This window comes from Streptomyces camelliae, from assembly GCF_027625935.1.
Taxonomy (GTDB): domain Bacteria; phylum Actinomycetota; class Actinomycetes; order Streptomycetales; family Streptomycetaceae; genus Streptomyces; species Streptomyces camelliae.
In genome coordinates this window covers 2,709,401-2,735,194 of record NZ_CP115300.1, presented here as the reverse complement: position 1 = coordinate 2,735,194, position 25,794 = coordinate 2,709,401, and the positions used below count along the sequence as shown (strand labels likewise).

Genomic DNA, 25,794 nt, shown 5'->3' with positions numbered 1-25,794 from the left:
AGCGGCCAGTCACTCAGGGGGAGAGGTAGACATGTTGCACACGCACGCCACCGGCTTCGACATATCCCGGCTCAGCACCGCGGTACCGAGGGAGCTCGTGCACAAGCGGGCACACGCCGAGGTGCTCCTCACCGGCTGGACCACGCACACGGAGAACCGGCACACGGTTCGTGCCCAGTGGCCCCGCTTCCACAGCTTCTACTGGCCCCGCGACCAGCGCTTCGATCCCATGCTGTTCGTCGAGACCGTCCGGCAGACCCTGCCGCTGCTGTCCCACACCGCCTACGGCGTCCCCTTCGGCAACCACCTGATCTGGGACGACTTCAGCTACCAGGTCGACCCGCTCGCCATGCAGGTCCCGGAGTCACCCGCGGAGGTGGTGCTCGACAACGTGTGCGAGGACGTGCGGATCAGGAACGGCAGCCTGGTGTCGATGGTCATGCACACCACCGCCTACCGGGAGGGACTGCGCATGGGGACGGCCACCACCCGCTTCGCCAACCGCTCACCCGCCCTCTACCAGCGCCTGCGCGGCCCCAGGCACGACCTCGCGGCCGTCCGCCGCACCGCGCTGCCCCTGCCGCCGGCGCTCCGGCCCGTGGCCGTGGGGCACTGCCTTCCGTACAACGTCGTCCTGGCCGCCGGTGCGAGGACGGACCGGTGGCAGCTGCGTGCCGACCTGGACCACCCGGTGCTGTTCGACCACCCCGTCGACCACGCCCCCGGCATGCTCCTCCTGGAGGCCGTACGCCAGGCCGCGCACGCACACCGGCCCGAGACCGGCATGGTCACCGGCATGTCGGTCACCTTCGACCGCTGGGTGGAACTGGACGAGCCCAGTTGGGTGTCCGTGGCTCCGCTGGGCGGCGACCGTCTGAAGATCACCATCGAGCAGGACCAGGCGGTCTGCCTCAGCGCCGAGGTGGCGACCGCACAGCCGGCCCCGGTGCCCGGCGCCGACGCCGCGCGCGTACCCGCCCTCACCTGAGAGGCACTTCCCTCCGCCCCTCACCCCTGCCGCCCACCGACATCAGCGCCCGCCCGCGCCCGATCCGTCACTCCGTGGATCGAGTGCGCAGGCGGGCGCTGCGGCGTGACGGGACCGCTGCCAAGCGCTCCGCTGGAAGCGCCGCGATGTGTGGTCGGTCGTCTGCGGCTCCATCGTGGCTGGTCGCTCCCCCAAGCTCTCGACTTCGTTCGAGCAGGGACCCCCATCGCGGCGGAGCCGCATATCGATACAGCCCCGCGACCCTGTGGGGCGCGACCGAACCGCAGTCGACTCTGCCCGACTTGCTTACTCGTTTTGAACGTGTTCAACTCCCGGCGTACGCTGCCCGCATGAGCGACAGAGCCGCCCTGCTCAAGGGCATTCGCGTCTGGTTGGTCCTCTTCGTCGTGTGTCTCGTGCTGAGCGGGGCCACCGCCTTCCCCCTGGTGCACGAACTGCGCTGGACCGAGAGTGTGTTGCGGGCGCTGTCCGTGCCGGACCGGCTGCCGGGGCTGATGGACTGGATCGTGCGGGTGCGGCACGGGCTCGACACCGCCGATGCCGATTACCCGTTCCTTCTCTACGGCACCGACTGGCTGGCCTTCGCACACCTCGTCATCGCGGTCGCCTTCTACGGGCCGTACCGCGACCCCGTGCGCAACATCTGGGTCGTCGAGTTCGGGATGATCGCCTGCGCCGGCATCATCCCGCTCGCCCTCGTCTGCGGACCGATCCGCGGAATCCCCTTCTGGTGGAGCGTGATCGACATGTCCTTCGGGGTCTTCGGGGTCGTCCCGCTCTACGTCGTACGGAAGAAGATCAAGCGGCTGGAGGCGATGACCGCGGGGTCCGTCAGCGGCTGAACGCGGGGCCGCCGGATCGGGGTGCCCGTGCGAAAAACTGTTATCGGTGGCCCCTGCGCACCGTCTCCTCGCATGTCACCGTTTCCTCACACACGGAGTCCCCCCTCATGCACAGCCCTGCGCACAAGCATGTCAACAAGCACCGCATGAGCCGCCGGAGACTCTGCACGCTCAGCGGGGGACTCGCGGCGGCCGGAGCGCTCGGGGGCGGGATCGCCGCGTTCGGCGGCAGCGGGGCCGATGCCGCGCAGCCCGCCGCGAAGAAACCCGCCGGGCAGCGGCACTTCGCCCACCCCGGCCTGCTGCACAACGCGGGTGACCTGCACCGCGCCGAGGCCCGGGTCGCCGCCGGCCGGGACCCCTGGCTGGCCGGCTGGCACCGGCTCACCGCCAACCCGCACTCCGCGAGCACCTGGCGGCCCCGCCCGCAGGCCACCGTCGTGCGCGGAGCGGTGCCCGGCCAGAACTACCCCGTCCTCTACCGGGACATCCACGCCGCCTACCAGAACGCCCTGCGCTGGCGGATCGGCGGGACCAAGGCCAACGGCGACACGGCCGTCGCCATCCTCAACGCCTGGTCGGCCACCCTCACCACGCTCACCGGCAACGCCGACCGCTTCCTGGCCGCCGGGATCTACGGCTACCAGTTCGCCAACGCCGCCGAACTCGTCCGCGACCACCCGGACTTCGAGTTCGCCCGGTTCAAGAAGATGCTGCGCACGATCTTCTACCCGATGAACATCGACTTCCTGACCCGCCACAACGACGCGGTCGTCTCCAACTACTGGGCCAACTGGGACCTGTGCAACCTGGCCTCCGTGATGGCCATCGGGATCCTGCTCGACGACCTCGCCCTGTTCCGCGGCGCGGTGAAGTACCTCAAGAACGGCGAGGGCAACGGCTCCATCAAGAACGCCATCCCCTTCCGCTACGACGCCCAGGGCCTGGCCCAGTGGCAGGAGAGCGGCCGCGACCAGGGGCACAGCATGATGGGCATCGGACTGCTCGGCGCGATCTGCGAGATGGCCTGGAACCAGGGCACCGACCTCTACGGCTACGACGACAACCGCTTCCTGCACGCCGCCGAGTACGTCGCCCGCTACAACCTCGGTGCGCACGTGCCCTTCACGCCGTACGGCTGGCGCTCGGGCAACGGGCACGGCCAGTGGCGGGAGCAGACCGTGATCTCCGCCACGGCCCGCGGCCGGCTCCGGCCGGTCTGGGAGATCCTGCACAACCACTACGCCCGCCGCCGCAGGCTCAGCACGCCGTACGTCACGGCCATGGCCGAGAAGGTGCGCGCGGAGGGCGGAGGCGGCGACTACGGGCCGAACAGCGGAGGCTACGACCAGCTCGGCTTCGGGACGCTGCTCTACAGCAAGTGAGACACGTACGGCAGACAGGAACGGTGGTGAACGTGCGGGGCACGCGGGACTGGCGCGACACCGTGGCGGCCGCGCAGGCCGGTGACCGGCGGGCGCTGGACGACCTGACCGCGTCCTGGCTGCCGCTGGTCTACAACATCGTCGGCCGTGCGCTGAACGGCCACGCGGACGTCGACGACGTCGTGCAGGAGACCATGCTGCGCGCCGTCGGCAATCTCGGCTCGCTGCGCGACCCGGACAGCTTCCGGTCCTGGCTGGTGGCCATCGCCATGCGGCAGATCCGGGACCGGGCGCGCCGCCGCTCCGCCGACCGGCTCCCCGCGGACGCCGCCGCCCGTGACAGCGCCGACTTCGCCGAACTCACCGTGCTGCGGCTGCACTTGGAGGGCCAGCGGCGCGAGGTCGCGGAGGCGGTGCGCTGGCTGGACGACGAGGAACGGCAGCTGCTGTCGCTGTGGTGGCTGGAGGTCGCGGGGGAGCTGACCCGGCGCGAGCTGGCGGAGGCCCTCGGCATCAGCCGGCAGCACGCCGCCGTACGCGTCCAGCGGATGAAGGGGCGCCTGGAGACGGCGCGCGGCATCGTGCGCGCCCTGGAGGGGGCGTGCCCCAAGCTGGGGGAGCTGACCGCCCGCTGGGACGGGCAGCCCGACTCGGTCTGGCGCAAGCGGCTGGCCCGGCACCTGCGGGGCTGCGGCTACTGCGGTGACGCACCCGAGCCGGTCGTCCCGGCGGAGCGGCTGCTGGTCGGCCTCGCCCTGGTGCCGGTTCCGGCGGGGTTCGCGCTGTCCCTCGCGCTCGGCGGCGGCAAGACGGCCGTGGCAGTGGGTACGGCGAGTACGGCGGGCTGGTCGGCCAAGGCGCTCGGCGTCCTGACCAAGCCCGCCGTGGCGGTGGCGGCGGGCGCGACCATCGTGGCGGGCGGCGCCTACGTCGTCGTACAGACCCGGGCCCCGGACCGTCCGCCGCGGACCCATGTGTCCGTCGCGCCCACGGCGAACGGTACGGCCGTACGGCCGCCGGCGATCCGTCCGCCCTCCCCGTCCTCGCCCCCGTCCGCCCCGGCCGGAGCTTCCCCGACGCCGTCGGGCGGCTCGTACGGCACGGTCGTCGACGCCGTCGACCGGGCGCCGAACCCGGACACGCCCCCGGCCGCCCTGCCGCACCGCCCGGAGAGCGGCGTCACCAGCACCGGCGGCGCGCACGCCGTCATGAACCACCGCGGGGACGGCGTGACGCTCAGCGGAACGGGCTATGTGCTGGTCCGCTGGCAGATCTCACCGCAGTACCGTTCCGGCAGCCTGGTGATGCCGGCCTGGACGGGACTGAAGGGCAAGCTCTTCCACGTGGCCTCCGGTGGCGGCCGGCGCATGGACGACCCGGTGAGCACCAGCGATCCCACCGCCACCGGCATGGGCAGCAAGGCCACCGGTTACGACGTCCTGCCGTCCGGGACGCAGCAGATGTGGCAGAACGAGTACTTCTACCTCGACGGCGCCGTCACCCTCACCGTGAACGAACGCGGCGCCGACTACGGCCTGAACGTCTTCCCGACCACCTGGGAGGCCGCCGAGAAGGACATCACGACCGGCCCGGCGCAGGGTGCCAAGCGCTACGGCCTGGTCCGCGACACCGGCAGGGACGACACCCCGGTCCCGCAGTACCTCACCCGCGCCACCCCGGCCGACCCCGCGACGGTGGCCCAGCGGTCGCGTGTCTGAGCAGGTCGGGTGAAGTCCGCTGCGGTTCGGCGGCGCTCTGAAGGGGCGCGGGGCTGTGCCGACATGCGGCTCCGCCGCGCTGGGGGTCCCCCGGGTTCGAGCGAAGTCGAGAACTTGGGGGAGCGACCAGCCCCGACGGGGCAGCAGACGGCCGACAGCGCATCGCGGCACTTCGAGCGGAGCGCTCAGCCGCGGGACCGCAGGGCGTGCAGGACGTCGACCCGGTTCGTCGTGATCGAGTCGACGCCCAGGTCCAGTAGGCGGCGCAGCGAGCGGCGGGTGTCCGGGGTCCAGACGGAGACGAGGCAGCCGTCGTGGTGGACGCGGGCCGCGAGGTCCCGGCTGACCAGGGAGAAGCGGTAGTTGAGCCAGCGCGGCCGGACCGCGGCCAGCAGCGCGGGCCGGGGCGGGGCGAGGGTCGTCCAGGTCAGGGCGATCTCGGCGGCCGGGTCGGCGGCCCGCACGGCGAGCATGGCCTCGGCGCCCGCGCAGTAGTAGACGCGCTCCCGGGCACCGCTCTGCCGGACCACGTCCATGACCCGGTCCACCATCCGCCGCTCGACCCGCCCGCACAGGTCCACCATCACCCGGCTGTCGCCGGTCGCGGCCAGCGCCTCGGCGAGCGTCGGCACCCCGCCCGCCGTGAGCCCGCGCAGCTCCTCGGCGGACAGGGCGGCCAGCGGCCGGTCCACCTCCCACAGCCGCTTGAGCGTCCCGTCGTGCAGCAGCACGGGGACGCCGTCACGGGTGAGCCGTACGTCGATCTCGACCGCGTCCGCGCCCTGGTCGAGCGCGGAACGCAGCGAGTCGGTGGTGTTCTCGCGGAAGCGGTAGGGGTCGCCGCGATGGGCCACGGCGGTCACGGTCTGCATGGCCCCCATTGTGGCGGGGCCGGTCAAGCCTCAGGGGTCAGCGGGCGAGCCAGGCGGCGGTGTACGTGTCGATCTCCGCGGCGATCCGCGCCTTGCCCGCCGGGTCCAGGAAGGACGCCTCGACGGCGTTCTTGGCGAGATCGGCGAGGCCGCGCTCGTCCAGGCCCAGCAGCCGGGCCGCCACCGCGTACTCGGTGTTGAGGTCGGTGCCGAACATCGGCGGGTCGTCGGAGTTGATCGTGACCAGCACCCCGGCCTTGGCGAACTCCTTGATCGGGTGCTCGTCGAGGGTGCGCACCGCGCGGGTGGCGATGTTGGAGGTCGGGCAGACCTCCAGCGGGATGCGGTGCTCGGCGAGGTGGGCGAGCAGCGCCGGGTCCTGCGCGGAGCTGGTGCCGTGCCCGATCCGCTCGGCGCGCAGCTCGGTCAGCGCGTCCCACACCGTCTCCGGGCCGGTCGTCTCACCGGCGTGCGGCACGGAGTGCAGACCCGCCGCGATGGCCCGGTCGAAGTACGGCTTGAACTGCGGCCGGGGTACGCCGATCTCGGGCCCGCCGAGCCCGAACGACACCAGGCCCTCCGGGCGGATCCGGTCGTCGGTGGCCAGCCGGGCGGTCTCCTCGGCGGACTCCAGCCCGGCCTCGCCGGGAATGTCGAAGCACCAGCGCAGTACGGTCCCGAACTCGGCCTCGGCCGCCTTGCGGGCGTCCTCGATGGCCGCCATGAAGGCCAGCTCGTCGATGCCGCGCCGGGTGGAGGAGAACGGCGTGATGGTCAGCTCGGCGTACCGCACCTGCTGCCGGGCCAGGTCGCGGGCCACCTCGTAGGTCAGCAGCCGGACGTCCTCCGGGGTGCGGATCAGGTCGACCACCGACAGGTACACGTCGATGAAGTGCGCGAAGTCGGTGAAGGTGAAGTAGTCGGCCAGCGCCTCGGGGTCGGTGGGGACCTTGGAGTCGGCGTGCCGGGCGGCCAGTTCCGAGACGATGCGGGGGGAGGCGGAGCCGACGTGGTGGACGTGGAGCTCGGCCTTGGGGAGGCCGGTGATGAAGTCCCGCAGATCGCGGTCGGCCGTGCCGGTGGCGGTTGCGGAGCTGTGGTCGGTCAAGGGGTCCTCCCCGGAAGCGGGCGCCCGTGGGACCAGGCCGGTGGAGCAGGGTCGGTGGACCGGGTCCGTGGTGCGGGCGCGGTGATCGGCTGATCGGTTGCGCGGGATCATCGTAGGCCCCCGTCGGCGCGGTCCGGACCTGCCCGTAGCATGGGCACATCAAGCAGAGGGGGGTCACCGTCACGATGTCCGACGAGGTGCCGCAGTCCATACCACCGGAGCAGCAGCCCGCCGGCACGGGACCCATGTCGCCCTGGGTGTCCCTGGGCAAGACGACGGACACGGCACCGGCGACTCCGCGGGACTCGCCTCCGACCCCGACGGTCCCCGGCCCCGGCTCCGTCCATGACCAGCAGACGCTGACGTCGCTGCCCACGGACGCCGTACCCGCGGCCTGGGCCCCGCCGATCGCCGCCCCCGCGACCCCGGCGAACCCCTTCGCCCCGCCGACGAACTCCTTCGCCCCGCCGGCGGACCCGTTCGCCCCGCCGACGGCCGCACCGCCCGCCCCGGCGAACCCGTTCGCACCGCCCATGGCACAGCACCCGGCGGCCGAGCCGGTCCCCCCGCCGCCCATCGCCCCCGACGGCCCCGGTCAGGTGCCGTACGGCTACCCGGGCACGCCGTCGGCCCACGGCCACCCCGGCGCCTACCCGGCCGCGAGCGCCTACGGCTGGCCCGGCATGCAGCCGCTCCCGAGCAACGGCATGGGCACGGCCGCCCTGGTCTGCGGCATCCTGGCCACGGTCGGCTTCCTGCTGTGGCCCATCGCCCTGGTACTGGGCATCCTGGCGGTCATCTTCGGCGCGGTGGGGCGCGGGAAGGCGAAGCGGGGAGAGGCGACGAACCCCGGGATGGCGTTGGCGGGACTGATCTGCGGGGCGGCGGGCATCGTGCTGGTGCTGGGCTTCTGGGCGTTCGTCATCGCGCTCATGAAGTGAGGGATCCGGGCCGCGTCCGAGGCAGCCCCTCCGGCCCGGTCCCCCAAGCGGAACCCCTCTCAGGCCCCCGAGCCGGCCAGCCTCTCCCGCGCCTCCATCAGCGCGAACCCCAGCAGATTCGGCCCCCGCCAGCGCGCAGGGTCGAACGCGGCCTCGTCGCTCACCGCAAGCCCGATCCCCCACACCCGGTCCACCGGACTCGCCTCCACCAGCACCCGGTCACCCGTGCCCAGCAGAAACTCCCGGAGCGCGGCGTCGGCCGCGAACTTGTGCACGCTGCCCTCGACCACGATCCGGAACCGCTCCCGCTCCCATATCGCCTCGTCGAAGCCCCGGACCAGTCGCCCGGCCTTCTTCGCCTGGGAGGGATGCCCGGCGGCCAGCACCTTGCGCTCCGCCTCCGCGTCCTCGAAGAGCCTCGCCTTGCCGGCCATCATCCAGTGCTCGGCCGTCGCGTACTCCACCCCGTCCACCACGAACGGCGACGGCCACCACTGGCTCAGACAGCTCGGGCCGATGCTGCCGTCCTTCGTCGGCCGATGCCCCCAGAAGTGCAGGTACTTCACCCGGGCTCCGGCCCGGACCTCGCTGATCAGGGATTCCACCCCGTCGATCTTCCCCATGCACGCGAGTCTGGCACGCACCACTGACACTCCGTCCGCCCTTTTTGGCCCCGACTCGACACCTGGTCGACAGATTCCGTCGCGTAACCAAAAGGCAACAACGGAATCACTTGTTGGAGTCCTACTGCTCTGTCAGGATCGGCACTCAAATCGAGCTGGAGCTACGCCACCCACCCCCGGGACGGGGCCCGACGGCGGAGGAGAGCGACATGCACAACCCGGGTACCGCCACCCCGGAACGATTTCCCGCACAGGACCGGTTCGCCGAGGGCGCGCAGTTCATCGCCGGCCGGCCGGCCAAGGGCACCTCGGGCCGTAGCCACGCCGTGGTCGACCCCGCGACGGGCGCGGAGGTGTACACCTATGAGCTGGCCGGCGCCGACGACGTCGACGCGGCCGTGGCCGCCGCGCGCGAGGCGTTCCCGGGCTGGTCCTCGGCCACCCCGGGCGAGCGCTCCGACGCCCTGCACCGCTTCGCCGCCGTGCTCGCCGACCGGGCGGAGGAGTTCGCCCGCGCCGAGTCCCTCCAGTGCGGCAAGCCGCTGAAGCTCACGCGCGAGTTCGACGTGCCGGGGACCGTCGACAACACCGCCTTCTTCGCGGGCGCCGCCCGGCACCTCCAGGGGCAGGCGGCCGCCGAGTACTCCGGTGACCACACCTCGTACGTCCGCCGGGAACCCATCGGCGTCGTGGGCTCCATCGCGCCCTGGAACTACCCCCTCCAGATGGCCGCCTGGAAGATCCTCCCGGCGATCGCCGCGGGCAACACCATCGTGCTGAAGCCCGCCGAGCTGACCCCGCTCACCTCGCTGCTGTTCGCCCAGGCCGCCACGGACGCGGGCATACCGGACGGTGTGATCAACGTCGTCACCGGGACCGGGAAGGAAGCGGGGGAGCATCTCATCGGGCATCCCGACGTCGCCATGACCTCCTTCACCGGGTCCACCGCCGTCGGCAAGCGCGTCGCCGAGATCGCCACCGGCACCGTCAAGCGCCTGCATCTGGAGCTGGGCGGCAAAGCACCTTTCGTGGTCTTCGACGACGCCGATCTGGAGGCCGCCGTCCACGGCGCCGTCGCCGGGTCGCTCATCAACACCGGCCAGGACTGCACGGCCGCCACGCGCGCGTACGTGCAGCGCCCGCTGTACGAGGCCTTCGTGGCGCGGACCGCCGCACTGATGGAGACCGTGCGGCTCGGTGACCCGTTCGCCCCCGGCACCGACCTCGGGCCGCTCGTCTCGCACGCCCAGCGGGACCGGGTCGCCGCCTTCGTGGACCGCGCGCGAGCCTACGCGCGCGTGGTGACCGGCGGCGAGGCGCCGAAGGGGGACTTGGAGAACGGCGCCTACTACCGGCCGACGCTGATCGCCGACGCGGCCCAGGACAGCGAGATCGTCCAGTCCGAGATCTTCGGGCCGGTCCTGGTCGTCCTGCCCTTCGACACCGACGACGAGGGGCTCCGGCTGGCCAACGACACCCCGTACGGCCTCGCCGCCTCCGCCTGGACCGGCAACGTCTACCGCGCGAACCGCGCCACCCGCGAGATCAAGGCGGGCTGTGTGTGGATCAACGACCACATCCCGATCATCAGCGAGATGCCCCACGGCGGATACAAGGCGTCCGGCTTCGGCAAGGACATGTCTGCCTACTCCTTCGAGGAGTACACGCAGGTCAAGCACGTAATGTTCGACAACACCGCGGTGGCCGCGAAGGACTGGCACCGCACCGTCTTCGGGGACCGTTAGCCGACCGGGCCCCGACCAGGCCCACCCCTCCCGAAAGGGCACCACGCGCATGGAGCAGTACGAGCCCGACCGCCTGACACCGGTCGAAGTCGCCGCCGTACGGCGCAGTCTGCGAACCGGCCGGGCCGCGTTGACCCGCCGTTCGCTGCTGCGCGCCTCGGCCGGCGGCGCGCTCACGGTCGGCGGACTCGGGGCGCTGAGCGCCTGCGGGATCCCCGCGGCGACCAAGACGCAGGGCGGTGTGTCCGCCGACGACCACTCGGCCAAGGAGAAGATCGTCAACTTCTCCAACTGGCCCGAGTACATCGACGTGGACGACAAGGGCAAACGCCATCCCACGCTGGACGCGTTCGCCAAACGCACCGGCATCCAGGTCACGTACACCGAGGACATCAACGACAACGACGAGTTCTTCGGCAAGATCCAGCCGCAGCTCGCTGCCGGCCAGGACACCGGCCGCGACCTCGTGGTGCTCACCGACTGGCTGGCCGCCCGCATGATCCGGCTCGGATACGTCCAGAAGCTGGACCCGTCCAACCTGCCGCACGCCTTCGCCAACCTGTCGGACCAGTTCCGCGCCCCCGACTGGGACCCGGGCCGCGCCTACTCGTACCCCTGGCAGGGCATCTCGACCGTCATCGCCTACAACAAGAAGGCGCTCGACGGCATCGAGGTGAAGTCCGTCTCCGACCTGCTCGACAACCCCAAGCTCAAGGGCCGGGTCGGTTTCCTGACCGAGATGCGCGACAGCATCGGCATGACCATGCTCGACATGGGCAAGGACCCGGCGAAGTTCACCGGCGACGACTTCGACGCGGTGATCGCCCGCCTTCAGAAGGCCGTCGACAAGGGCCAGATCCGCCGCTTCACCGGCAACGACTACACGTCCGACCTCACCAAGGGCGACTTCGCCGCCTGTCTCGCCTGGGGCGGTGACATCGTCCAGCTCCAGGCGGACAGCCCGGACGTCGGCTACATCATCCCGGACGCCGGCTACATGACGTCGACGGACAACCTGCTCATCCCCAACAAGGCGCGCCACAAGACCAACGCCGAGCGGCTCATCGACTACTACTACGAGCCCGCGCCCGCCGCCGAGCTGGCCGCCTACATCAACTACGTGAGCCCCGTCGCCGGAGTGCAGCCCTATCTTGCGAAGATCGACGCGTCGGCGGCGAAGAACCCGCTGATCATTCCCGACAAGGCCATGCAGGCCAAGGGCCATGCCTTCCGCGCGCTGACGCAAGCGGAAGAGACGGCCTACCAGCAGAAGTTCTCGAAGCTCACAGGGGCGTGACGACGATGACGACACCGGACAACAGCGGCGACGTCCGCCTCTCCGGCATCAGCAAGACCTACGACAACGGCTTCACCGCCGTACAGCCGCTGGACCTGACCGTGCCGCAGGGCTCCTTCTTCGCCCTGCTCGGCGCCTCCGGCTGCGGCAAGACCACCACCCTGCGCATGATCGCGGGCCTGGAGGAACCGTCCTCCGGCACCGTGCACCTCGGCGACCAGGACGTCACCCACCTGCCGCCGTACAAGCGGCCGGTGAACACCGTCTTCCAGTCCTACGCCCTCTTCCCGCACCTCGACATATTCGAGAACGTCGCCTTCGGCCTGCGCCGGCGTGGCATCAAGAGCGTGAAGAAGCAGGTCGAGGAGATGCTCGACCTGGTCCAGCTCGGCGAGCAGGCGCGCAAGAAGCCGCACCAGCTCTCCGGTGGCCAGCAGCAGCGTGTCGCCGTCGCCCGCGCGCTCATCAACCACCCCAAGGTGCTCCTCCTCGACGAGCCGCTCGGCGCCCTCGACCTCAAGCTGCGCCGCCAGATGCAGCTGGAGCTCAAGCGCATCCAGACCGAGGTCGGCATCACCTTCGTGCACGTCACGCACGACCAGGAGGAGGCCATGACGATGGCCGACACGGTCGCCGTGATGAACGCGGGCCGGGTCGAGCAGCTCGGCGCGCCGACCGATCTGTACGAGAACCCGCAGACGACGTTCGTCGCGAACTTCCTGGGCACCTCCAACCTCATCGAGGCCGAGGTCGACACGGAGAACGGCGGCGACATCGTCCTCAAGGCCGGCGGCGGCAAGCTCGTGCTGCCCAAGGCGCGCTGTTCGGCGCCCACGACGGCCGGCGGCAAGGTGCTGGTCGGCATCCGCCCGGAGAAGATCTCCCTCACGCACGCCGACGACGCGGGGGACATCCCCGAGGGCCGCAACCGCCTCACCGGCAAGATCGCCGACGCCAGCTTCATCGGCGTCTCGACCCAGTACGTGATCGACAGCCCGGTCTGCGACGAACTCTCGGTCTACGTCCAGAACATCGAGCGCGACGCCCGGCTCGTGCCCGGCGCCGACGTCGTCCTGCACTGGAGCCCGGCGCACACCTTCGGCATGGACGCCGCTCAGGACATCGACGCGGGCACCCAGGAAGAGGCGGCCGCCTGATGTCGACCCTCACCGAAGCCGAGGCGCCACCGCCTCTCGCGCCCACCGCACCGGAGACCAAGCCCCCACGCAAGCGCGGCCGTTGGACGCCGTACTGGCTGCTGCTGCCCGGCCTGCTCTGGCTGATCGTCTTCTTCGCGCTGCCGATGATCTACCAGGCCTCCACGTCCGTGCAGACGGGCTCGCTGGAGGAGGGCTACAAGGTCACCTGGCACTTCGCGACCTACTGGGACGCGCTGAGCGAGTACTGGCCGCAGTTCCTGCGGTCCGTCTTCTACGCGGCCGCCGCCACCGTGCTGTGCCTGCTGCTCGGCTACCCGCTGGCGTATCTGATCGCCTTCCGCGCGGGCCGCTGGCGGAACCTGATCATGATCCTGGTGATCGCGCCGTTCTTCACCAGCTTCCTGATCCGCACCCTGGCCTGGAAGACGATCCTCGCCGACAACGGCCCCGTCGTGCACACCCTGAACTCGCTGCACGTCCTGGACCTCACCAACTGGCTGGGCTGGACGGCCGGCGACCGTGTCCTCGCCACCCCGCTGGCCGTGGTGTGCGGACTGACGTACAACTTCCTGCCGTTCATGATCCTGCCGCTGTACACCTCGCTGGAGCGGATCGACGGACGGCTGCACGAGGCGGCCGGCGACCTGTACGCCAGGCCGTGGACCACCTTCCGCAAGGTGACCTTCCCGCTGTCGATGCCCGGTGTCGTCTCCGGCACGCTGCTGACGTTCATCCCGGCGGCCGGCGACTACGTCAACTCCGAACTGCTCGGCTCGACCGACACCCGCATGATCGGCAACGTGATCCAGACGCAGTTCCTGCGCATTCTGGACTACCCGACCGCCGCTGCCCTCTCCTTCATCCTCATGGCCGCCATCCTGGCCATGGTCACGATCTACATCCGCCGGGCGGGGACGGAGGACCTGGTCTAAATGCCCTTCGTCAACTGGCTCAAGCGTCATCTCGTCGTCATGGCGGGAATCCTGACGCTCGCGTATCTCCTGCTGCCGAACGTCATCGTCACGGTGTTCTCCTTCAACAAGCCGAAGGGGCGCTTCAACTACGCCTGGCAGCAGTTCTCGCTGGACGCCTGGAAGCAGCCGTGCGGGGTCGCCGACATGTGCGGCTCGCTGTCCCTCAGCCTCCAGATCGCCGTCTGGGCGACGGTCGGCGCCACGATCCTCGGCACGATGATCGCGTTCGCGCTGGTCCGGTACCGCTTCCGCGCGCGCGGCGCCGTCAACTCGCTGATCTTCCTGCCGATGGCGATGCCCGAGGTCGTCATGGCCGCCTCGCTGCTCACCCTGTTCCTCAACATGGGCGCCCAGCTCGGCTTCTACACGATCCTCATCGCCCACATCATGTTCTGTCTCAGCTTCGTCGTCACCGCGGTCAAGGCGCGCGTGATGTCGATGGACCCGCGCCTGGAGGAGGCCGCCCGGGACCTGTACGCCGGCCCCGTGCAGACCTTCGTGCGGGTCACCCTGCCGATCGCGGCACCGGGTATCGCCGCGGGCGCGCTGCTCTCGTTCGCGCTCTCCTTCGACGACTTCATCATCACGAACTTCAACGCCGGCTCGACCGTCACCTTCCCGATGTTCGTGTGGGGTTCGGCGCAGCGCGGAACTCCGGTCCAGATCAATGTGATCGGTACGGCCATGTTCCTCGTCGCCGTTCTCATCACGCTGTTCTCGATGCTCGTCACCAATCGCCGTAACAACCAGAAGGCATAGGACTTTTCAGAACGGCCTTCTCGGAAAGTCCTCTGTAGGGAGTTGAAATCATGGCCCCAAGCGCCATGAGTCGTGGCAAAGACAACTGGATCGCTTCTCTCTCCGAAGCCCAGCCGGTGCCGTACTGGCTGGAAGACCCCGGCAAGCCCCACCCCGAACCCGCCCTCACCGGCACCGACATCTGCGACCTACTGGTCGTCGGCGGCGGCTACAGCGGGCTGTGGACCGCGCTCAACGCCAAAGAGCGCGATCCGCAGCGGGACGTGGTCCTGCTGGAAGGCCGCGAGGTGGGCTGGGCCGCCTCCGGCCGCAACGGTGGCTTCTGCGCCGCCTCGCTCACCCATGGTCTGCCCAACGGTCTGACCCGCTGGCCCGGCGAGATCGGGACACTTCAGGAGCTGGGCCGGCGCAACCTCGACGAGATCGAGGCCGCGCTCGCCCGGCACGGCATCGACTGCGACTTCGAGCGCACCGGCGAGATCGACGTCGCCACCGAGACCTACCAGGCCTGGGAGCTGAAGGACTGGCACCGGGAGCTGGCGGAGCAGGGCCTCGCCGACGGCATCGAGTACCTGGACGCCGACGCCGTGCGCGAGCAGGTGCACTCGCCCACCTTCGAGGCGGGCCTGTGGGACCGCCGGGGCGTGGCCATGCTGCACCCCGCGAAGCTGGCCTGGGGCCTGAAGAAGGCGTGCCTGAAGCTCGGGGTGCGGGTGTACGAGCACACACCCGCCCTGACGTTGAAGCAGTACGGCGCCGGGATGGCCGTACGCACCCCGTACGGCGCGGTCCGCGCCCGCCAGGTCGCGCTCGGCACGAACATCTTCCCGAGCCTGCTGCGCCGCGTGCGCTCCTACACCGTCCCGGTCTACGACTACGCGCTGATGACCGAGCCGTTGAGCGCCGACCAGATGGCGGAGATCGGCTGGAAGAACAGACAGGGCCTCGGGGATTCGGCGAACCAGTTCCACTACTTCCGGCTGTCCGCCGACAACCGGATCCTGTGGGGCGGCTACGACGCGATCCACCACTACGGCGGCCGGGTGCGTGCGGAGTACGACGACCGGCCGGAGACGTACGCCAAGCTCGCGGGCCACTTCTTCGGCTGCTTCCCGCAGCTGGAGGGCGTCCGCTTCACCCACGCCTGGGGCGGTGCGATCGACACCTGCTCGCGCTTCTCGGCGTTCTTCGGCACGGCGCACCAGGGGAGGGTGTCGTACGCGGCGGGCTACACCGGCCTGGGTGTGGGTGCGACCCGGTTCGGCGCGGACGTGATGCTGGACCTGCTGGACGGGGAGCGCACCGAGCGGACCGAGCTGGAGATGGTCCGCAAGAAGCCGCTGCCGTTCCCGCCGGAGCCGTTCGCCTGGACGGGGATCGCCCTGACCAAATGGTCCCTGGCCCGCGCGGACGCGCACGGCGGCCGCCGCAATCTGTGGCTGCGGACCATGGACCGGCTGGGGCTGGGCTTCGACAGCTGAGGCCTTTTACGTGGTCTTCAGGGCGACGTCAAGCCACGAATTTCCGGAGCATGACGCTGCTCCCGCGTTCCGGCGTACTGGATGCACGGGCCTCACCGGGAGGCACCGACTTCCACCCCGGATCAGCAGGAGAAGATCATGAGCCGTATCACCCGCATCATCCGCAAGGACGACGACTCCCGTGCCGAGCGGCCCAGGCGCCGTCTGGGTCTGGCGACCGCGGTGGCCTCCGCCGTCGTCGTCGCCGGAGGCGTCATGGTCCCGGCCGTGGCCGCCTCGGCGGCGCCGATGCACCAGCCGGCCGCGGTGACCATGGTCCCCCGGCACGACCACCACCACGACGGGGACGACTGGGACCACTGGGACCATCACCATCACCACCACTGGCACTACTTCTGGAACTGGGACCACGACTGCTGGGAGTGGGGCTGGTGACCACCCCGGCTGGTGACCCAGGTCACTCCAAGGGGGACGCGGAACCCGCGTAATGCCCCCGGAAGGCCTCCCTCTCTCCTGCTGACGCGACCGCGTCGACAGAAAGAGTGGGGAGGCCTTCTTGATGACTGGGGCGAAGACGGCCGTCGAATGGCTGGCATCCGTCGCACCGGACCCCGAGGCCTGCCGCTGGGAATGGGAGCGCAATCCCGGCGGGGTCGCGCTGCTGCCCGCCGGCAAGGCCTGGGACGTCCTGATCCTGCCCGGTGACCTCGGCGGTCCGACCCTGGACGTGCTCATCCGGATGCTCGACCGGCCCGGCCCGGTACTCGTCGACTCCGGCGACCACCGGGTCGGGTTCTTCGTGCCGCCCGGCACCGCGGCCCGCTGGGTCGGCACCCGCATCCGCACCGCCGGGGCCGGCACCTGGATCGTCGTGCCGTACCCGGGCCGGGCGACCCAGGGTGTGCGCTGGCTGGTGCCGCCGGACGGCTCGGGCACACTGACCGATCCCGCGCTGCTGGAGCTGGCCATGCACGAGGCGGCGGCGGAGCTCGCCAGGGGCGGGGGCGGGGGCGGCTAGTGCCGGGGCCGCGCCGGGCGGCGGACTTTCACGAAGACCACGGACTGCCCGACGAAGAAGACGAACTGCGGCTCGTACGCGACCCACGGGACCTGGCCGGCGCTGCGGTCTCCGTGTCCGATGACGTGGCCGGTGAACCGGGATCGCTGTGCGGACGGGGAATTCCGGAAGAACTCCGACGTGTGCTCCGGCCGGCACCCGGCACCAGGGACAAGGTGGTGAGCAGCACGGTGGACAGACACCAGCTGGCCACCACGTCCAGCGGCCAGTGATAGCCGTGCCGGACCAGGCCGTACGACACCCCGAGGACCAGGGCCGTGCAGCAGGCGACCAGTCGACGGCGGGTGGCCTCCGAATCCAGCCAGGGCAGCAGGAGCAGGGTCGCGGAGCCGTAGGCGACGGCCGCGGTCGCCGTATGGCCGGAGGGGAAGTAGCCGACGGCCGGGGGCATCACGGGGGTCGCCGGCCGGGCGGTCCAGTCCTTGAGGGGGACGACGATCGCCGGGACCAGCGCCATCAGGACGGCCGCGGCGAGCGGCGGCAGCCACCAGCGCTCCGTACCGGCGTCATGGCCTCGCCACAGGACGTACCCGATGGCGAAGAGGAGGACCGGGACGGCGACCTGAACGTTGCCGAGGCCGGAGAGGATCTCGGAGAACCGGCCGCCCGGGTGCACGAGCGCCCCGCTGACCCGCGCGTCCAGCCGCAGCAGCGGGCCGTGCGTGACGACCTGCCAGGTGAGCAGGGCGAGGAGCACGGCCGGGAGGACGAGCAGCGGGGCACGGCGGACAACGGTCGACACAGCGCTCAGCTTCTCAGGTCCGCCTGAAGTGTGTCGCATCGTCATACCGGATCACACTGCGTGGTTCTGTGCCGCTTTGCAACGCGAGGCATGACGCGACCCCGGCCACTGCAAGGAGTGGCCGGGGCCTCTTGGTGCTGCGGAAGGAGGAAGTGAAGAGGAAGGAGGTCGGCCGCCCCGGAACAGGGGGGGGTGGTTCCGAGGCGGCCGTCCGGATCGGAACGTCGCGCGCCCCGGGGGGTTTGGGGCGGCGACCGTCCGATCGGTGAGGAGATCCCGGAGCCGTCAGGCGCCGGTTGTGTGCGCGAGGGCACGACCAGGCCGTAGCTGGGGAGGCCCCGGCCTGAGATCGCCCACAGTCCCCTGTGGGCGGGGTGTATCTCTCATCTGCGTAGAACCTACGGCAGGCCGGGGCGCTTGGGCAGACGGAATCGCGTCCCGTCATCCACCTCGCACACCTTCTTCACACGGCCTGCCGCAGGCCGCATCAGAGGGGCGAACGACTCGCTCAGATGCGCGCGAAGGCCTGCTCGATGATGTCGAGGCCCTCGTTCAGGAGGTCCTCACCGATGACCAGCGGCGGCAGGAAACGCAGCACGTTGCCGTAGGTGCCGCAGGTGAGGACCAGCAGGCCCTCCTGGTGGCAGGCCTTGGCGAGCGCGGCGGTGGCCTCGGGGTTCGGCTCCTTGGTGGCGCGGTCCTTGACGAGCTCGATGGCGATCATGGCACCGCGTCCCCGCACGTCGCCGATGATGTCGAACTTCTCGGCCATGGCGGTGAGGCGACCCTTCATGATCTCCTCGATGCGCTTGGCCTTGCCGTTGAGGTCCAGCTCCTTCATGGTCTCGATGGCACCGAGCGCACCGGCGCACGCGACCGGGTTACCGCCGTACGTACCACCCAGCCCACCGGCGTGCGCGGCGTCCATGATCTCGGCGCGCCCGGTGACGGCGGCGAGCGGCAGACCGCCGGCGATGCCCTTGGCGGTCGTGATGAGGTCCGGGACGATCCCCTCGTCCTCACAGGCGAACCACTGGCCGGTCCGGCAGAAGCCGCTCTGGATCTCGTCGGCGACGAAGACGATGCCGTTGTCGTTGGCGAACTTCACGATCTCCGGCAGGAAGCCCTTGGCCGGCTCGATGAAGCCGCCCTCGCCGAGCACGGGCTCGATGATGATCGCGGCGACGTTGTCCGCGCCGACCTGCTTCGTGATCTGGTCGATCGCCTGCTTGGCGGCCTCGGGACCGGCGTTCTCCGGGCCGGTCGGCCAGCGGTACGCGTAGGCGACCGGCACCCGGTACACCTCGGGCGCGAACGGCCCGAAGCCGTGCTTGTACGGCATGTTCTTGGCGGTCAGCGCCATCGTGAGGTTGGTCCGGCCGTGGTACCCGTGGTCGAAGACCACGACGGCCTGGCGCTTGGTGTAGGCACGCGCGATCTTGACGGCGTTCTCGACGGCCTCGGCGCCGGAGTTGAACAGCGCGGACTTCTTGGCGTGGTCACCGGGGGTCAGCTCGGCGAGCGCCTCGGCGACGGCGACGTACCCCTCGTACGGGGTGACCATGAAACAGGTGTGGGTGAAGTCGGCGAGCTGGGCGGCGGCACGCCGCACGACGGCCTCGGCGGAGGCGCCGACGGAGGTCACGGCGATACCGGACCCGAAGTCGATGAGCCGGTTGCCGTCGACGTCCTCGATGATCCCGCCACCGGCGCGGGTGGTGAAGACCGGCAGCACGGAGCCCACGCCCTGCGCGACCGCGGCGGTGCGGCGGGCCTGCAGCTCCTGCGACTTCGGGCCGGGGATGGCGGTGACGACGCGGCGCTCCTGCGGAAGTGCGGTCATGGGGGCTCCTGATGATCTTGCGTACGGTGCGGCCCGGCTCGTGGTGCGTTTTCGGCCGCTTGCCTATCTTTCTTCGCAGGCTAGGGCCGGGAACCGGGGGTGGGCATGCTCCATGTGGGCGTTGTCGCCGTCGCCGCTTGTCCGCGGTGGACATAGCCGACCGGCGGTATCGCACCCGCCAACGGCGCCATGTCGGCCACGTAAGCGGTGAACTCCCCTTGCCGGGGCGTTAGATTGCTCGCTGACGGTGGACGGAACGGCTGGTCAGGGGGCAAGGGCGATGGACAGCGACGGCACACGAGACGCACGCGGCACGCACGCGCATCCGGTACCGCGCCCGACAGCACCGGCGGAGGGGGCCGGGGTGCCGCCACGGCCGACCCGCGCGCCGGACGTGCCGCCCCCGGCCGCGCAGCCGTCGTACGACCCGCACACCGCGCAGCCGTCGTACGAGCCGCACACCGCGCAGCCGTCGTACGAGCCGCACACCGCGCAGCCGTCGTACGAGCCGCACACCGCGCAGCCCCGCTCGCCCGTCGCCGAGTGGCTCGACCAGCCCCGGCCCGCCGTCGAGCCCGGCATCTGGCGGTACGGCTACCGTCCGCCGAAAGCTGCCCGCCCGTCACAGCGCCTGGCCCCCGTCACCGTCGTCGGCTTCGTCGTCCCCCTGGCGGCGGGGCTGCTGCTGTGGTCACTGTGGCGGCACGGCAGCTTCCCCTATCAGTGGACCGTCCTCAAGCTGGTCACCCCGGACGGCTGGTGGTGGGGCGGCACCACGACGCCCAAGACGTTCAAGGGCGCCGAGGCCCTCACCGTCGCCGACGGCGTGGTCTTCGCGATCCTCGTCTACGTCATGGCCCGCCTGGGCAGCTGGTCCGACATCATCCGGCACGTCGTCACCCGCCGCGAGCAGCCGGCCCGCGCCCTGATCGCCGCCCTGGGGGCGCTGATCGCGCTGGCCTTCGTCTTCCCGGGCGCGTTCGGCCTCGGCTGGAACGCCCTGCCCGTCCAGGATCCGCTGTTCTCGCTCATCGTCCTGATCACCGGCGACTACAGCGTGTTCGCGTCCCAGTGGCTCACGGACGGGCTGTACGCGCTCATCACCCTGCTGGTGCTGTGGCCGTTCGCCCGGATCGGCGGCTGGTGGCCCCTCGCGAAGGCGGCGCTCGCCGCGCGCGCACGGGCCAAGGCGGGCGAGGCCGCACCGCGGGCCGTGGACCGGCGGCCGTCGCAGTGGCCCGAACTGCGGGAGGCCGGCCAGCACCAGGCCGCCGACCTGCTCGCCGCCGAAGTGCACGCCGGCCGGATGAACGACGTGGACTGCGCACGGGTCGGCCACATGTGGACCGTGGCCCGCGCCCGGGCCCGGGTCTCCTCCTTCTCCGACACGGTCCTGCGCGAGGGCGGCGCCGCCTGGACCCACCCGTCCGGCCACCGCGACCTGCCCGGCCGGGGCGCCCGGCACGACCTCGTCTCCGGGCAGGTCCGCATCGGGCAGTGGGTGACGGGGGAGCGGACCCCGCCCGGGTACGGCGGCGCGGGAGCCGCCCTCGCCCCGGACACCCTCGGCACCTCGCTGCTCGCCGTCGGACCGTCCGGCTCCGGCAAGACCCGCCATCTGATCCGGCCCGTCGTCGAGTCCCTCGGCCTGCAGGCGCTGACCGGACAGTGCGCCGTCGTCGCCGTCTGCGCGGCCGGCACCCCGCTCGGCCCCGACTCCGCCTATGACGTCGTCGTACGCCTCGGCGACCCCGCGTCCGTCCACGACCTCGACCCGTACGCGGAGTCCGAGGACCCCGACGAGGCGGCCGCCTTCCTGGCCGAGGCGCTCGTCGGTGACCTCGACACCGTGAGCGGGCAGCGGGCGGCCACCGCGCTCGCCCAGCTCCTCGGCCCCCACCGGGCGGCGTACGGGCGATTTCCGACCCTGCCCGCGCTGCGGGAGCTCCTGGAAGGCGAGCCGTCCGCCCTGGCGGCGCTCCGGGCGGCGCTCGCGGGGGACGAGCACACCGCCATGCGCCGCGAACTCGATGCGCGTGCCCGGCAGTCGGGCAGCACCGGCGACCCCGCCCCCGTGCTGGCCGACCGGCTCGCAACGCTGGACCGGCCGGCGTTCGCCGAGTTCTTCGGCGCGGACGGTGCGGGTGCCCGGCCGTTCTCGCTGCGTGCCGTGGCCCACCATCCGCTGCGGGTCCGTGTCGACCTGCCCGAGCGCGGTCACGAGGAGGCGTCACGGATCGTCACCCGGCTGGTGCTGGCCCAGTTCGGCGCCCTGGCGCTGACCGGCGAACGGACCCACTTCGTCTGCCTCGTCCTGGACGACGCCACCGGCGCGGTGACGACCGAGTCCCTGCGCCGCATCCCGCGGCTGCGCTCCCGCAACGCGGGCGTCGTGCTCGCCCTGCGCACGATCGGTGACGTCCCCGAGGCGCTCCACGGGCCGCTGTACGCGGCCGTCGGCTGCCGGATGGCGTTCTCCGGGGTGGCCACGTGGGACGGCAGCAGGTTCGCGGACGCCTGGGGCACCGAGTGGGTGGAGACCAGGGACGTGGCCCGGCACACGGTCTTCGCCGACCAGCCCATGACGCGCGCGATCCATGCTCTGCGCAAGCTGGTCACCGGCAAGGCGGTGACCACCGAGGCCGTCACCGTCCGCCAGGTGGAGCGGGCGCGGTGGTCCGCTTCCGAGTTGGCTCATGGGGTGCCCGCGGGGCATGCGGTGTTGTCGTTGACCAGTGTGCGGGGGGAGCACGCGCCGCCCTTGCTGGTCGATCTGCGGGGGTGAGGAGGGGGCGGGGGACCGTACGGTGAGGCAGAATCGGGGTAGGTCGTTCATACAGTGCGGCCAAAGGATCAGCCGCATTTGTGACACCGTGATCGGCGGATGTCTCCTCACCGTGAAGGTCCCATGCCCCCCACCCTCGCCTCGCTCGTCCACCACTCCGCGCTCAAACTGACCGTGCGCGCGGGCGAGGACCACCTCGACGTGCCCGTCCGCTGGGCGCACGTCAGCGAGCTGGCCGACCCGGTGCCGTACATGGAGGGCGGCGAGCTGCTGCTGATCACCGCGCTCAAGCTGGACGCGGAGGATCCGCAGGCCATGCGGCGGTATGTGAAGCGGCTGGCCGGGGCGGGGGTCGTGGGGCTCGGGTTCGCCGTGGGGGTGAACTACGAGGAGATTCCCGAGGCGCTCGTCGACGCCGCCCGGGAGGAGGGGCTGCCGTTGCTGGAGGTGCCTCGCCGTACCCCCTTCCTCGCCATCAGCAAGGCCGTGTCCGCCGCCATCGCCGCCGATCAGTACCGCGCCGTCACGGCAGGGTTCGCGGCGCAGCGTGAGCTGACCAAGCAGGCCCTGAACGCCGGGCCCGAGGGGGTGCTCGGGGCGCTCGCCGCGCAGGTCGACGGATGGGCGGCCCTGTACGACGCCTCCGGTGCCGTCGTCGCCGCCGCGCCGGAGTGGGCGGGGCGGCGGGCCGCGCGGCTCACCGCCGAGGTCGAACGGCTCCGGGAGCGGCCCGCTCCGGCATCGGCGGTCGTCGGCGGACCCGAGCACGAGGACCGTGTCGAGCTGCACTCCCTCGGGACGGGCCGGCGGCCCCGCGCCGCGCTCGCCGTCGGCACCGCCGCCGCCCCCGGCACCGCCGAGCGCTACGCCGTGCACTCCGCCATCGCCCTGCTCACCCTGACCACCGAACGCTCCCGCTCCCTCCGTGCGGCCGAACAGCGCGTCGGTACGGCGGTGCTGCGCATGCTGCTCGCCGGCGAGCCGGACCACGCCCGCGCCGTCGCCGGTGACCTGTACGGCGGGCTGCTCGACGCGCCGTTTCGGATGATCGTCGCCGAGTCCGCGTCCGGTACGGCGGCGCGGGCGCACGCCCCCGCACCTTCGGCGGGTGCCGGCGCCGACCTGGGCGGCGATCCGCTCGGCGGGCTCACCGAGAGCGTGGAGTCCGCCGCCGCCCGCTCCGGCGAGGCCGTGCTGGTCGTGCCCGAGGGAGAGCGGCTGGTGGTGCTCGCCGCCGACGGGGGAGCGGCGGTGGCTGCCTGCACCCGGTACGCGGCGGTGCTGGAGGCGGCGCGGGCGGTGCCCGAGCAGGCCGGGGGCGAGGAGGAGGAGCTCGTCGTCGGGCTGTCGGCGCCGGCCGGGCCGATCGCCGCGGCCGCCGCCTACAAGCAGGCCGAGCAGGCGCTGTCGGTGGCGCGGCGGCGGGGACGGGTGCTGGTGGAGCATGAGCGGCTCGCCGCCGGGTCGGTGCTGCCGCTGCTGGCCGACGACGCGGTGAAGGCGTTCGCCGACGGGCTGCTGCGGGCCCTGCACGAGCACGACGCGACAGGGCGCGGGGACCTCGTCGCCTCGCTGCGGGCGTGGCTGTCCCGACACGGGCAGTGGGACGCGGCTGCGGCGGACCTGGGGGTGCACCGGCACACCCTGCGGTACCGGATGCGGCGGGTCGAGGAGATCCTCGGGCGGTCGCTGGACGACCCGGATGTGCGGATGGAGCTGTGGCTCGCCCTCAAGGCGACCGGCGCCGAGTAGTCCGACGGTCCGGGAAAGGTCAGCTGGTCCGGCTGTCCGAACAGGTCAGCGCCGAATAGTCCAAACAGTAGTGGCCGGTCCGGCTACTGCTACGACTCGGACAAACGACCCTCGGCCGCCCCCGCCCTACCGTGGACCACGCAAGCCAGCACACCTCCGACATGGAAGGGCCGGGACCCGGACTATGACTTCCACCCACGCCTTCTGGCTCGCCGGCCGCCAGGTCACCGGCGAGGACACCTTCGACGTCACCTCCCCGTGGGACGGCCGGCTCGTCGGCACCGTCAGCGTGCCGACCGAGGCCCAGGTCGAGGAGGCTGTGGCCGCCGCGTACGCGGTGCGGGACGAGTTCGCCGCCACCCCGGCCCACGTGCGCGCCGCCGCCCTCGACCACGTCAGCAAGCGGCTGGCCGAGCGTGCCGAGGAGATCGCCCAGCTGATCTCCGCCGAGAACGGCAAGCCCATCAAGTGGGCCCGGGGCGAGGTCGGCCGTGCCGTGTCCGTGTTCCGGTTCGCCGCCGAGGAGGCCCGGCGGTTCAACGGCGGTGAGGCCCAGCGGCTCGACACCGACGCCGGCGGCCAGGGGCGCCTCGCGCTGACCCGCCGCTTCCCGAAGGGCGTCGTGCTCGGCATCGCGCCGTTCAACTTCCCGCTGAACCTGTGCGCCCACAAGGTCGCCCCCGCGATCGCCGTCGGCGCGCCCATCATTCTGAAGCCGGCGCCCGCCACCCCGCTCTCCGGCCTGATCCTGGGCGAGCTGCTGGCCGAGACCGACCTGCCGGCCGGTTCCTGGTCGGTCCTCCCGGTGTCCAACGACCGCATGCCCGCCCTGGTCCAGGACGAGCGCCTGCCGGTGATCTCCTTCACCGGTTCCGACAAGGTCGGCTACGCGATCATGGACTCGGTGCCGCGCAAGCACTGCACGCTGGAGCTCGGCGGCAACGGCGCGGCCGTCGTCCTCGCCGACTTCGCGAGCGACGAGGACCTGGACTGGGCCGCGACCCGCATCGCGACCTTCTCCAACTACCAGGGCGGCCAGTCCTGCATCTCCGTGCAGCGCGTGATCGCCGACGCGTCGGTGTACGACCGGCTGCTGCCGCGCATCGTCGCCGCCGTCGAGGCCCAGGTCACCGGTGACCCGTCCGACGCCAAGACGGACGTCGGCCCGCTGGTCAGCGAGGACGCGGCCAAGCGCGTGGAGGCCTGGGTGAAGGAGGCGGTCGAGGCCGGCGCCACGCTGCGCACCGGTGGCGACCGCGACGGCGCCTCCTACGCGCCGACCGTCCTCACCGACGTACCGGCGGACGTGACCATCGCCTGCGAGGAGGTCTTCGGGCCCGTCCTCACCGTGCAGAAGGCCGACGGCGAGGCTGCGGCGTTCGCCGCGGTCAACTCCTCCAAGTACGGCCTCCAGGCAGGCGTGTTCACCCACGACCTGCAGGTCGCCTTCCGCGCCCACCGCGCCCTTGAGGTCGGCGGCGTGGTGATCGGCGACGTCCCGTCCTACCGCGCCGACCAGATGCCGTACGGCGGCGCCAAGCAGTCCGGCGTGGGCCGCGAAGGCGTGCGGTTCGCGATGGAGGACTACACCTACGAGCGCGTACTGGTTCTCACCGGTCTCGCGCTCTGACCTGCCACGGACAGGTCAGTAACAGAACGGCCGCAGCCCACTGTGCGGGG

General features: G+C 71.5%; 21 protein-coding genes. 16 read left to right on the top strand and 5 right to left on the bottom strand.

Features of this window, described 5'->3' with window-relative positions:
• The first annotated feature begins 31 nt into the window (after positions 1-31).
• From O1G22_RS12240 to O1G22_RS12225, 4 genes are all read left to right on the top strand, one after another.
• Entirely contained in the window at positions 32-988 is a 957-nt protein-coding gene (locus tag O1G22_RS12240) for a ScbA/BarX family gamma-butyrolactone biosynthesis protein (protein ID WP_270081396.1), read from the top strand.
• Positions 989-1,338: 350 nt separating this feature from the next.
• On the top strand, positions 1,339-1,851 hold the full coding sequence (locus O1G22_RS12235; RefSeq protein WP_270081395.1) for a hypothetical protein: 513 nt from the start codon (positions 1,339-1,341) through the stop codon (positions 1,849-1,851).
• Between the two features lie 107 nt (positions 1,852-1,958).
• Entirely contained in the window at positions 1,959-3,236 is a 1,278-nt protein-coding gene (locus O1G22_RS12230; RefSeq protein ID WP_270081394.1) for an alginate lyase family protein, read from the top strand.
• A 32-nt stretch (positions 3,237-3,268) separates the two neighbouring features.
• Positions 3,269-4,954, top strand: a complete 1,686-nt coding sequence (locus tag O1G22_RS12225) for a sigma-70 family RNA polymerase sigma factor (protein WP_270081393.1) — start codon at positions 3,269-3,271, stop codon at positions 4,952-4,954.
• Between the two features lie 185 nt (positions 4,955-5,139).
• On the opposite strand, the gene O1G22_RS12220 is transcribed toward O1G22_RS12225, so the two are convergent.
• Both O1G22_RS12220 and O1G22_RS12215 read right to left on the bottom strand, forming a co-directional pair.
• Complete coding sequence (locus O1G22_RS12220) at positions 5,140-5,826, bottom strand: glycerophosphodiester phosphodiesterase (RefSeq protein ID WP_270081392.1); 687 nt, start codon at positions 5,824-5,826, stop codon at positions 5,140-5,142.
• Positions 5,827-5,863: 37 nt separating this feature from the next.
• Entirely contained in the window at positions 5,864-6,934 is a 1,071-nt protein-coding gene (locus tag O1G22_RS12215; protein ID WP_270081391.1) for an adenosine deaminase, read from the bottom strand.
• 185 nt (positions 6,935-7,119) lie between these two features.
• Between O1G22_RS12215 and O1G22_RS12210 the strand changes: the two genes are divergently transcribed.
• Positions 7,120-7,875, top strand: a complete 756-nt coding sequence (locus tag O1G22_RS12210) for a DUF4190 domain-containing protein (RefSeq protein WP_270081390.1) — start codon at positions 7,120-7,122, stop codon at positions 7,873-7,875.
• Positions 7,876-7,934: 59 nt separating this feature from the next.
• Here O1G22_RS12210 and ybiA read toward each other — a convergent pair whose 3' ends face one another.
• Positions 7,935-8,498: a riboflavin biosynthesis intermediates N-glycosidase gene (ybiA, locus tag O1G22_RS12205; protein ID WP_270081389.1), complete on the bottom strand. Its 564-nt coding sequence runs from the start codon at positions 8,496-8,498 to the stop codon at positions 7,935-7,937.
• 209 nt (positions 8,499-8,707) lie between these two features.
• On the opposite strand from ybiA, the gene O1G22_RS12200 reads away from it, so the two are divergent.
• The 8 genes from O1G22_RS12200 (at position 8,708) to O1G22_RS12165 (ending at position 16,932) form a co-directional block, all read left to right on the top strand.
• Positions 8,708-10,243, top strand: coding sequence for a gamma-aminobutyraldehyde dehydrogenase (locus O1G22_RS12200; protein ID WP_270081388.1), 1,536 nt, complete (start codon positions 8,708-8,710; stop codon positions 10,241-10,243).
• Between the two features lie 49 nt (positions 10,244-10,292).
• Positions 10,293-11,540, top strand: coding sequence for an ABC transporter substrate-binding protein (locus O1G22_RS12195; protein ID WP_270081387.1), 1,248 nt, complete (start codon positions 10,293-10,295; stop codon positions 11,538-11,540).
• Between the two features lie 5 nt (positions 11,541-11,545).
• Positions 11,546-12,697, top strand: a complete 1,152-nt coding sequence (locus tag O1G22_RS12190; RefSeq protein WP_428986352.1) for an ABC transporter ATP-binding protein — start codon at positions 11,546-11,548, stop codon at positions 12,695-12,697.
• Positions 12,697-13,632: an ABC transporter permease gene (locus O1G22_RS12185; protein ID WP_270081385.1), complete on the top strand. Its 936-nt coding sequence runs from the start codon at positions 12,697-12,699 to the stop codon at positions 13,630-13,632. The genes O1G22_RS12190 and O1G22_RS12185 overlap by 1 nt, the downstream gene beginning before the upstream one ends.
• Entirely contained in the window at positions 13,633-14,433 is an 801-nt protein-coding gene (locus O1G22_RS12180) for an ABC transporter permease (protein WP_270081384.1), read from the top strand. It abuts the gene before it with no gap.
• A 50-nt stretch (positions 14,434-14,483) separates the two neighbouring features.
• Positions 14,484-15,914, top strand: coding sequence for an NAD(P)/FAD-dependent oxidoreductase (locus O1G22_RS12175; RefSeq protein WP_270081383.1), 1,431 nt, complete (start codon positions 14,484-14,486; stop codon positions 15,912-15,914).
• A gap of 138 nt (positions 15,915-16,052) precedes the next feature.
• Entirely contained in the window at positions 16,053-16,349 is a 297-nt protein-coding gene (locus O1G22_RS12170; RefSeq protein ID WP_270081382.1) for a hypothetical protein, read from the top strand.
• Positions 16,350-16,473: 124 nt separating this feature from the next.
• The gene (locus O1G22_RS12165) at positions 16,474-16,932 is read left to right on the top strand and encodes a hypothetical protein (protein ID WP_270081381.1); all 459 of its coding nucleotides are present in this window, start codon (positions 16,474-16,476) and stop codon (positions 16,930-16,932) included.
• A gap of 28 nt (positions 16,933-16,960) precedes the next feature.
• Here the strand turns inward: O1G22_RS12165 and O1G22_RS12160 are convergent, their stop codons facing one another.
• Entirely contained in the window at positions 16,961-17,773 is an 813-nt protein-coding gene (locus O1G22_RS12160) for a phosphatase PAP2 family protein (RefSeq protein WP_428986351.1), read from the bottom strand.
• Between the two features lie 469 nt (positions 17,774-18,242).
• Positions 18,243-19,577, bottom strand: coding sequence for a 4-aminobutyrate--2-oxoglutarate transaminase (gabT, locus tag O1G22_RS12155; protein ID WP_270081380.1), 1,335 nt, complete (start codon positions 19,575-19,577; stop codon positions 18,243-18,245).
• A gap of 280 nt (positions 19,578-19,857) precedes the next feature.
• On the opposite strand from gabT, the gene O1G22_RS12150 reads away from it, so the two are divergent.
• The 3 genes from O1G22_RS12150 (at position 19,858) to O1G22_RS12140 (ending at position 25,744) form a co-directional block, all read left to right on the top strand.
• The gene (locus O1G22_RS12150) at positions 19,858-22,362 is read left to right on the top strand and encodes an ATP/GTP-binding protein (protein ID WP_270081379.1); all 2,505 of its coding nucleotides are present in this window, start codon (positions 19,858-19,860) and stop codon (positions 22,360-22,362) included.
• Between the two features lie 123 nt (positions 22,363-22,485).
• On the top strand, positions 22,486-24,114 hold the full coding sequence (locus O1G22_RS12145; protein ID WP_270081378.1) for a PucR family transcriptional regulator: 1,629 nt from the start codon (positions 22,486-22,488) through the stop codon (positions 24,112-24,114).
• A 184-nt stretch (positions 24,115-24,298) separates the two neighbouring features.
• Positions 24,299-25,744, top strand: coding sequence for an aldehyde dehydrogenase family protein (locus O1G22_RS12140; protein ID WP_270081377.1), 1,446 nt, complete (start codon positions 24,299-24,301; stop codon positions 25,742-25,744).
• Positions 25,745-25,794: the final 50 nt, after the last annotated feature.

Bases quoted from the DNA above. Each gene is read 5' to 3' on its own strand.
- O1G22_RS12240 (WP_270081396.1), top strand. From the start codon at position 32: ATGTTGCACACGCACGCCACCGGCTTCGACATATCCCGGCTCAGCACC.
- O1G22_RS12235 (WP_270081395.1), top strand. From the start codon at position 1,339: ATGAGCGACAGAGCCGCCCTGCTCAAGGGCATTCGCGTCTGGTTGGTC.
- O1G22_RS12230 (WP_270081394.1), top strand. From the start codon at position 1,959: ATGCACAGCCCTGCGCACAAGCATGTCAACAAGCACCGCATGAGCCGC.
- O1G22_RS12220 (WP_270081392.1), bottom strand. From the start codon at position 5,826: ATGCAGACCGTGACCGCCGTGGCCCATCGCGGCGACCCCTACCGCTTC.
- O1G22_RS12210 (WP_270081390.1), top strand. From the start codon at position 7,120: ATGTCCGACGAGGTGCCGCAGTCCATACCACCGGAGCAGCAGCCCGCC.
- ybiA (WP_270081389.1), bottom strand. From the start codon at position 8,498: ATGGGGAAGATCGACGGGGTGGAATCCCTGATCAGCGAGGTCCGGGCC.
- O1G22_RS12200 (WP_270081388.1), top strand. From the start codon at position 8,708: ATGCACAACCCGGGTACCGCCACCCCGGAACGATTTCCCGCACAGGAC.
- O1G22_RS12195 (WP_270081387.1), top strand. From the start codon at position 10,293: ATGGAGCAGTACGAGCCCGACCGCCTGACACCGGTCGAAGTCGCCGCC.
- O1G22_RS12190 (WP_428986352.1), top strand. From the start codon at position 11,546: ATGACGACACCGGACAACAGCGGCGACGTCCGCCTCTCCGGCATCAGC.
- O1G22_RS12185 (WP_270081385.1), top strand. From the start codon at position 12,697: ATGTCGACCCTCACCGAAGCCGAGGCGCCACCGCCTCTCGCGCCCACC.
- O1G22_RS12180 (WP_270081384.1), top strand. From the start codon at position 13,633: ATGCCCTTCGTCAACTGGCTCAAGCGTCATCTCGTCGTCATGGCGGGA.
- O1G22_RS12175 (WP_270081383.1), top strand. From the start codon at position 14,484: ATGGCCCCAAGCGCCATGAGTCGTGGCAAAGACAACTGGATCGCTTCT.
- O1G22_RS12170 (WP_270081382.1), top strand. From the start codon at position 16,053: ATGAGCCGTATCACCCGCATCATCCGCAAGGACGACGACTCCCGTGCC.
- O1G22_RS12165 (WP_270081381.1), top strand. From the start codon at position 16,474: ATGACTGGGGCGAAGACGGCCGTCGAATGGCTGGCATCCGTCGCACCG.
- O1G22_RS12160 (WP_428986351.1), bottom strand. From the start codon at position 17,773: ATGCGACACACTTCAGGCGGACCTGAGAAGCTGAGCGCTGTGTCGACC.
- gabT (WP_270081380.1), bottom strand. From the start codon at position 19,577: ATGACCGCACTTCCGCAGGAGCGCCGCGTCGTCACCGCCATCCCCGGC.
- O1G22_RS12150 (WP_270081379.1), top strand. From the start codon at position 19,858: ATGGACAGCGACGGCACACGAGACGCACGCGGCACGCACGCGCATCCG.
- O1G22_RS12145 (WP_270081378.1), top strand. From the start codon at position 22,486: ATGCCCCCCACCCTCGCCTCGCTCGTCCACCACTCCGCGCTCAAACTG.
- O1G22_RS12140 (WP_270081377.1), top strand. From the start codon at position 24,299: ATGACTTCCACCCACGCCTTCTGGCTCGCCGGCCGCCAGGTCACCGGC.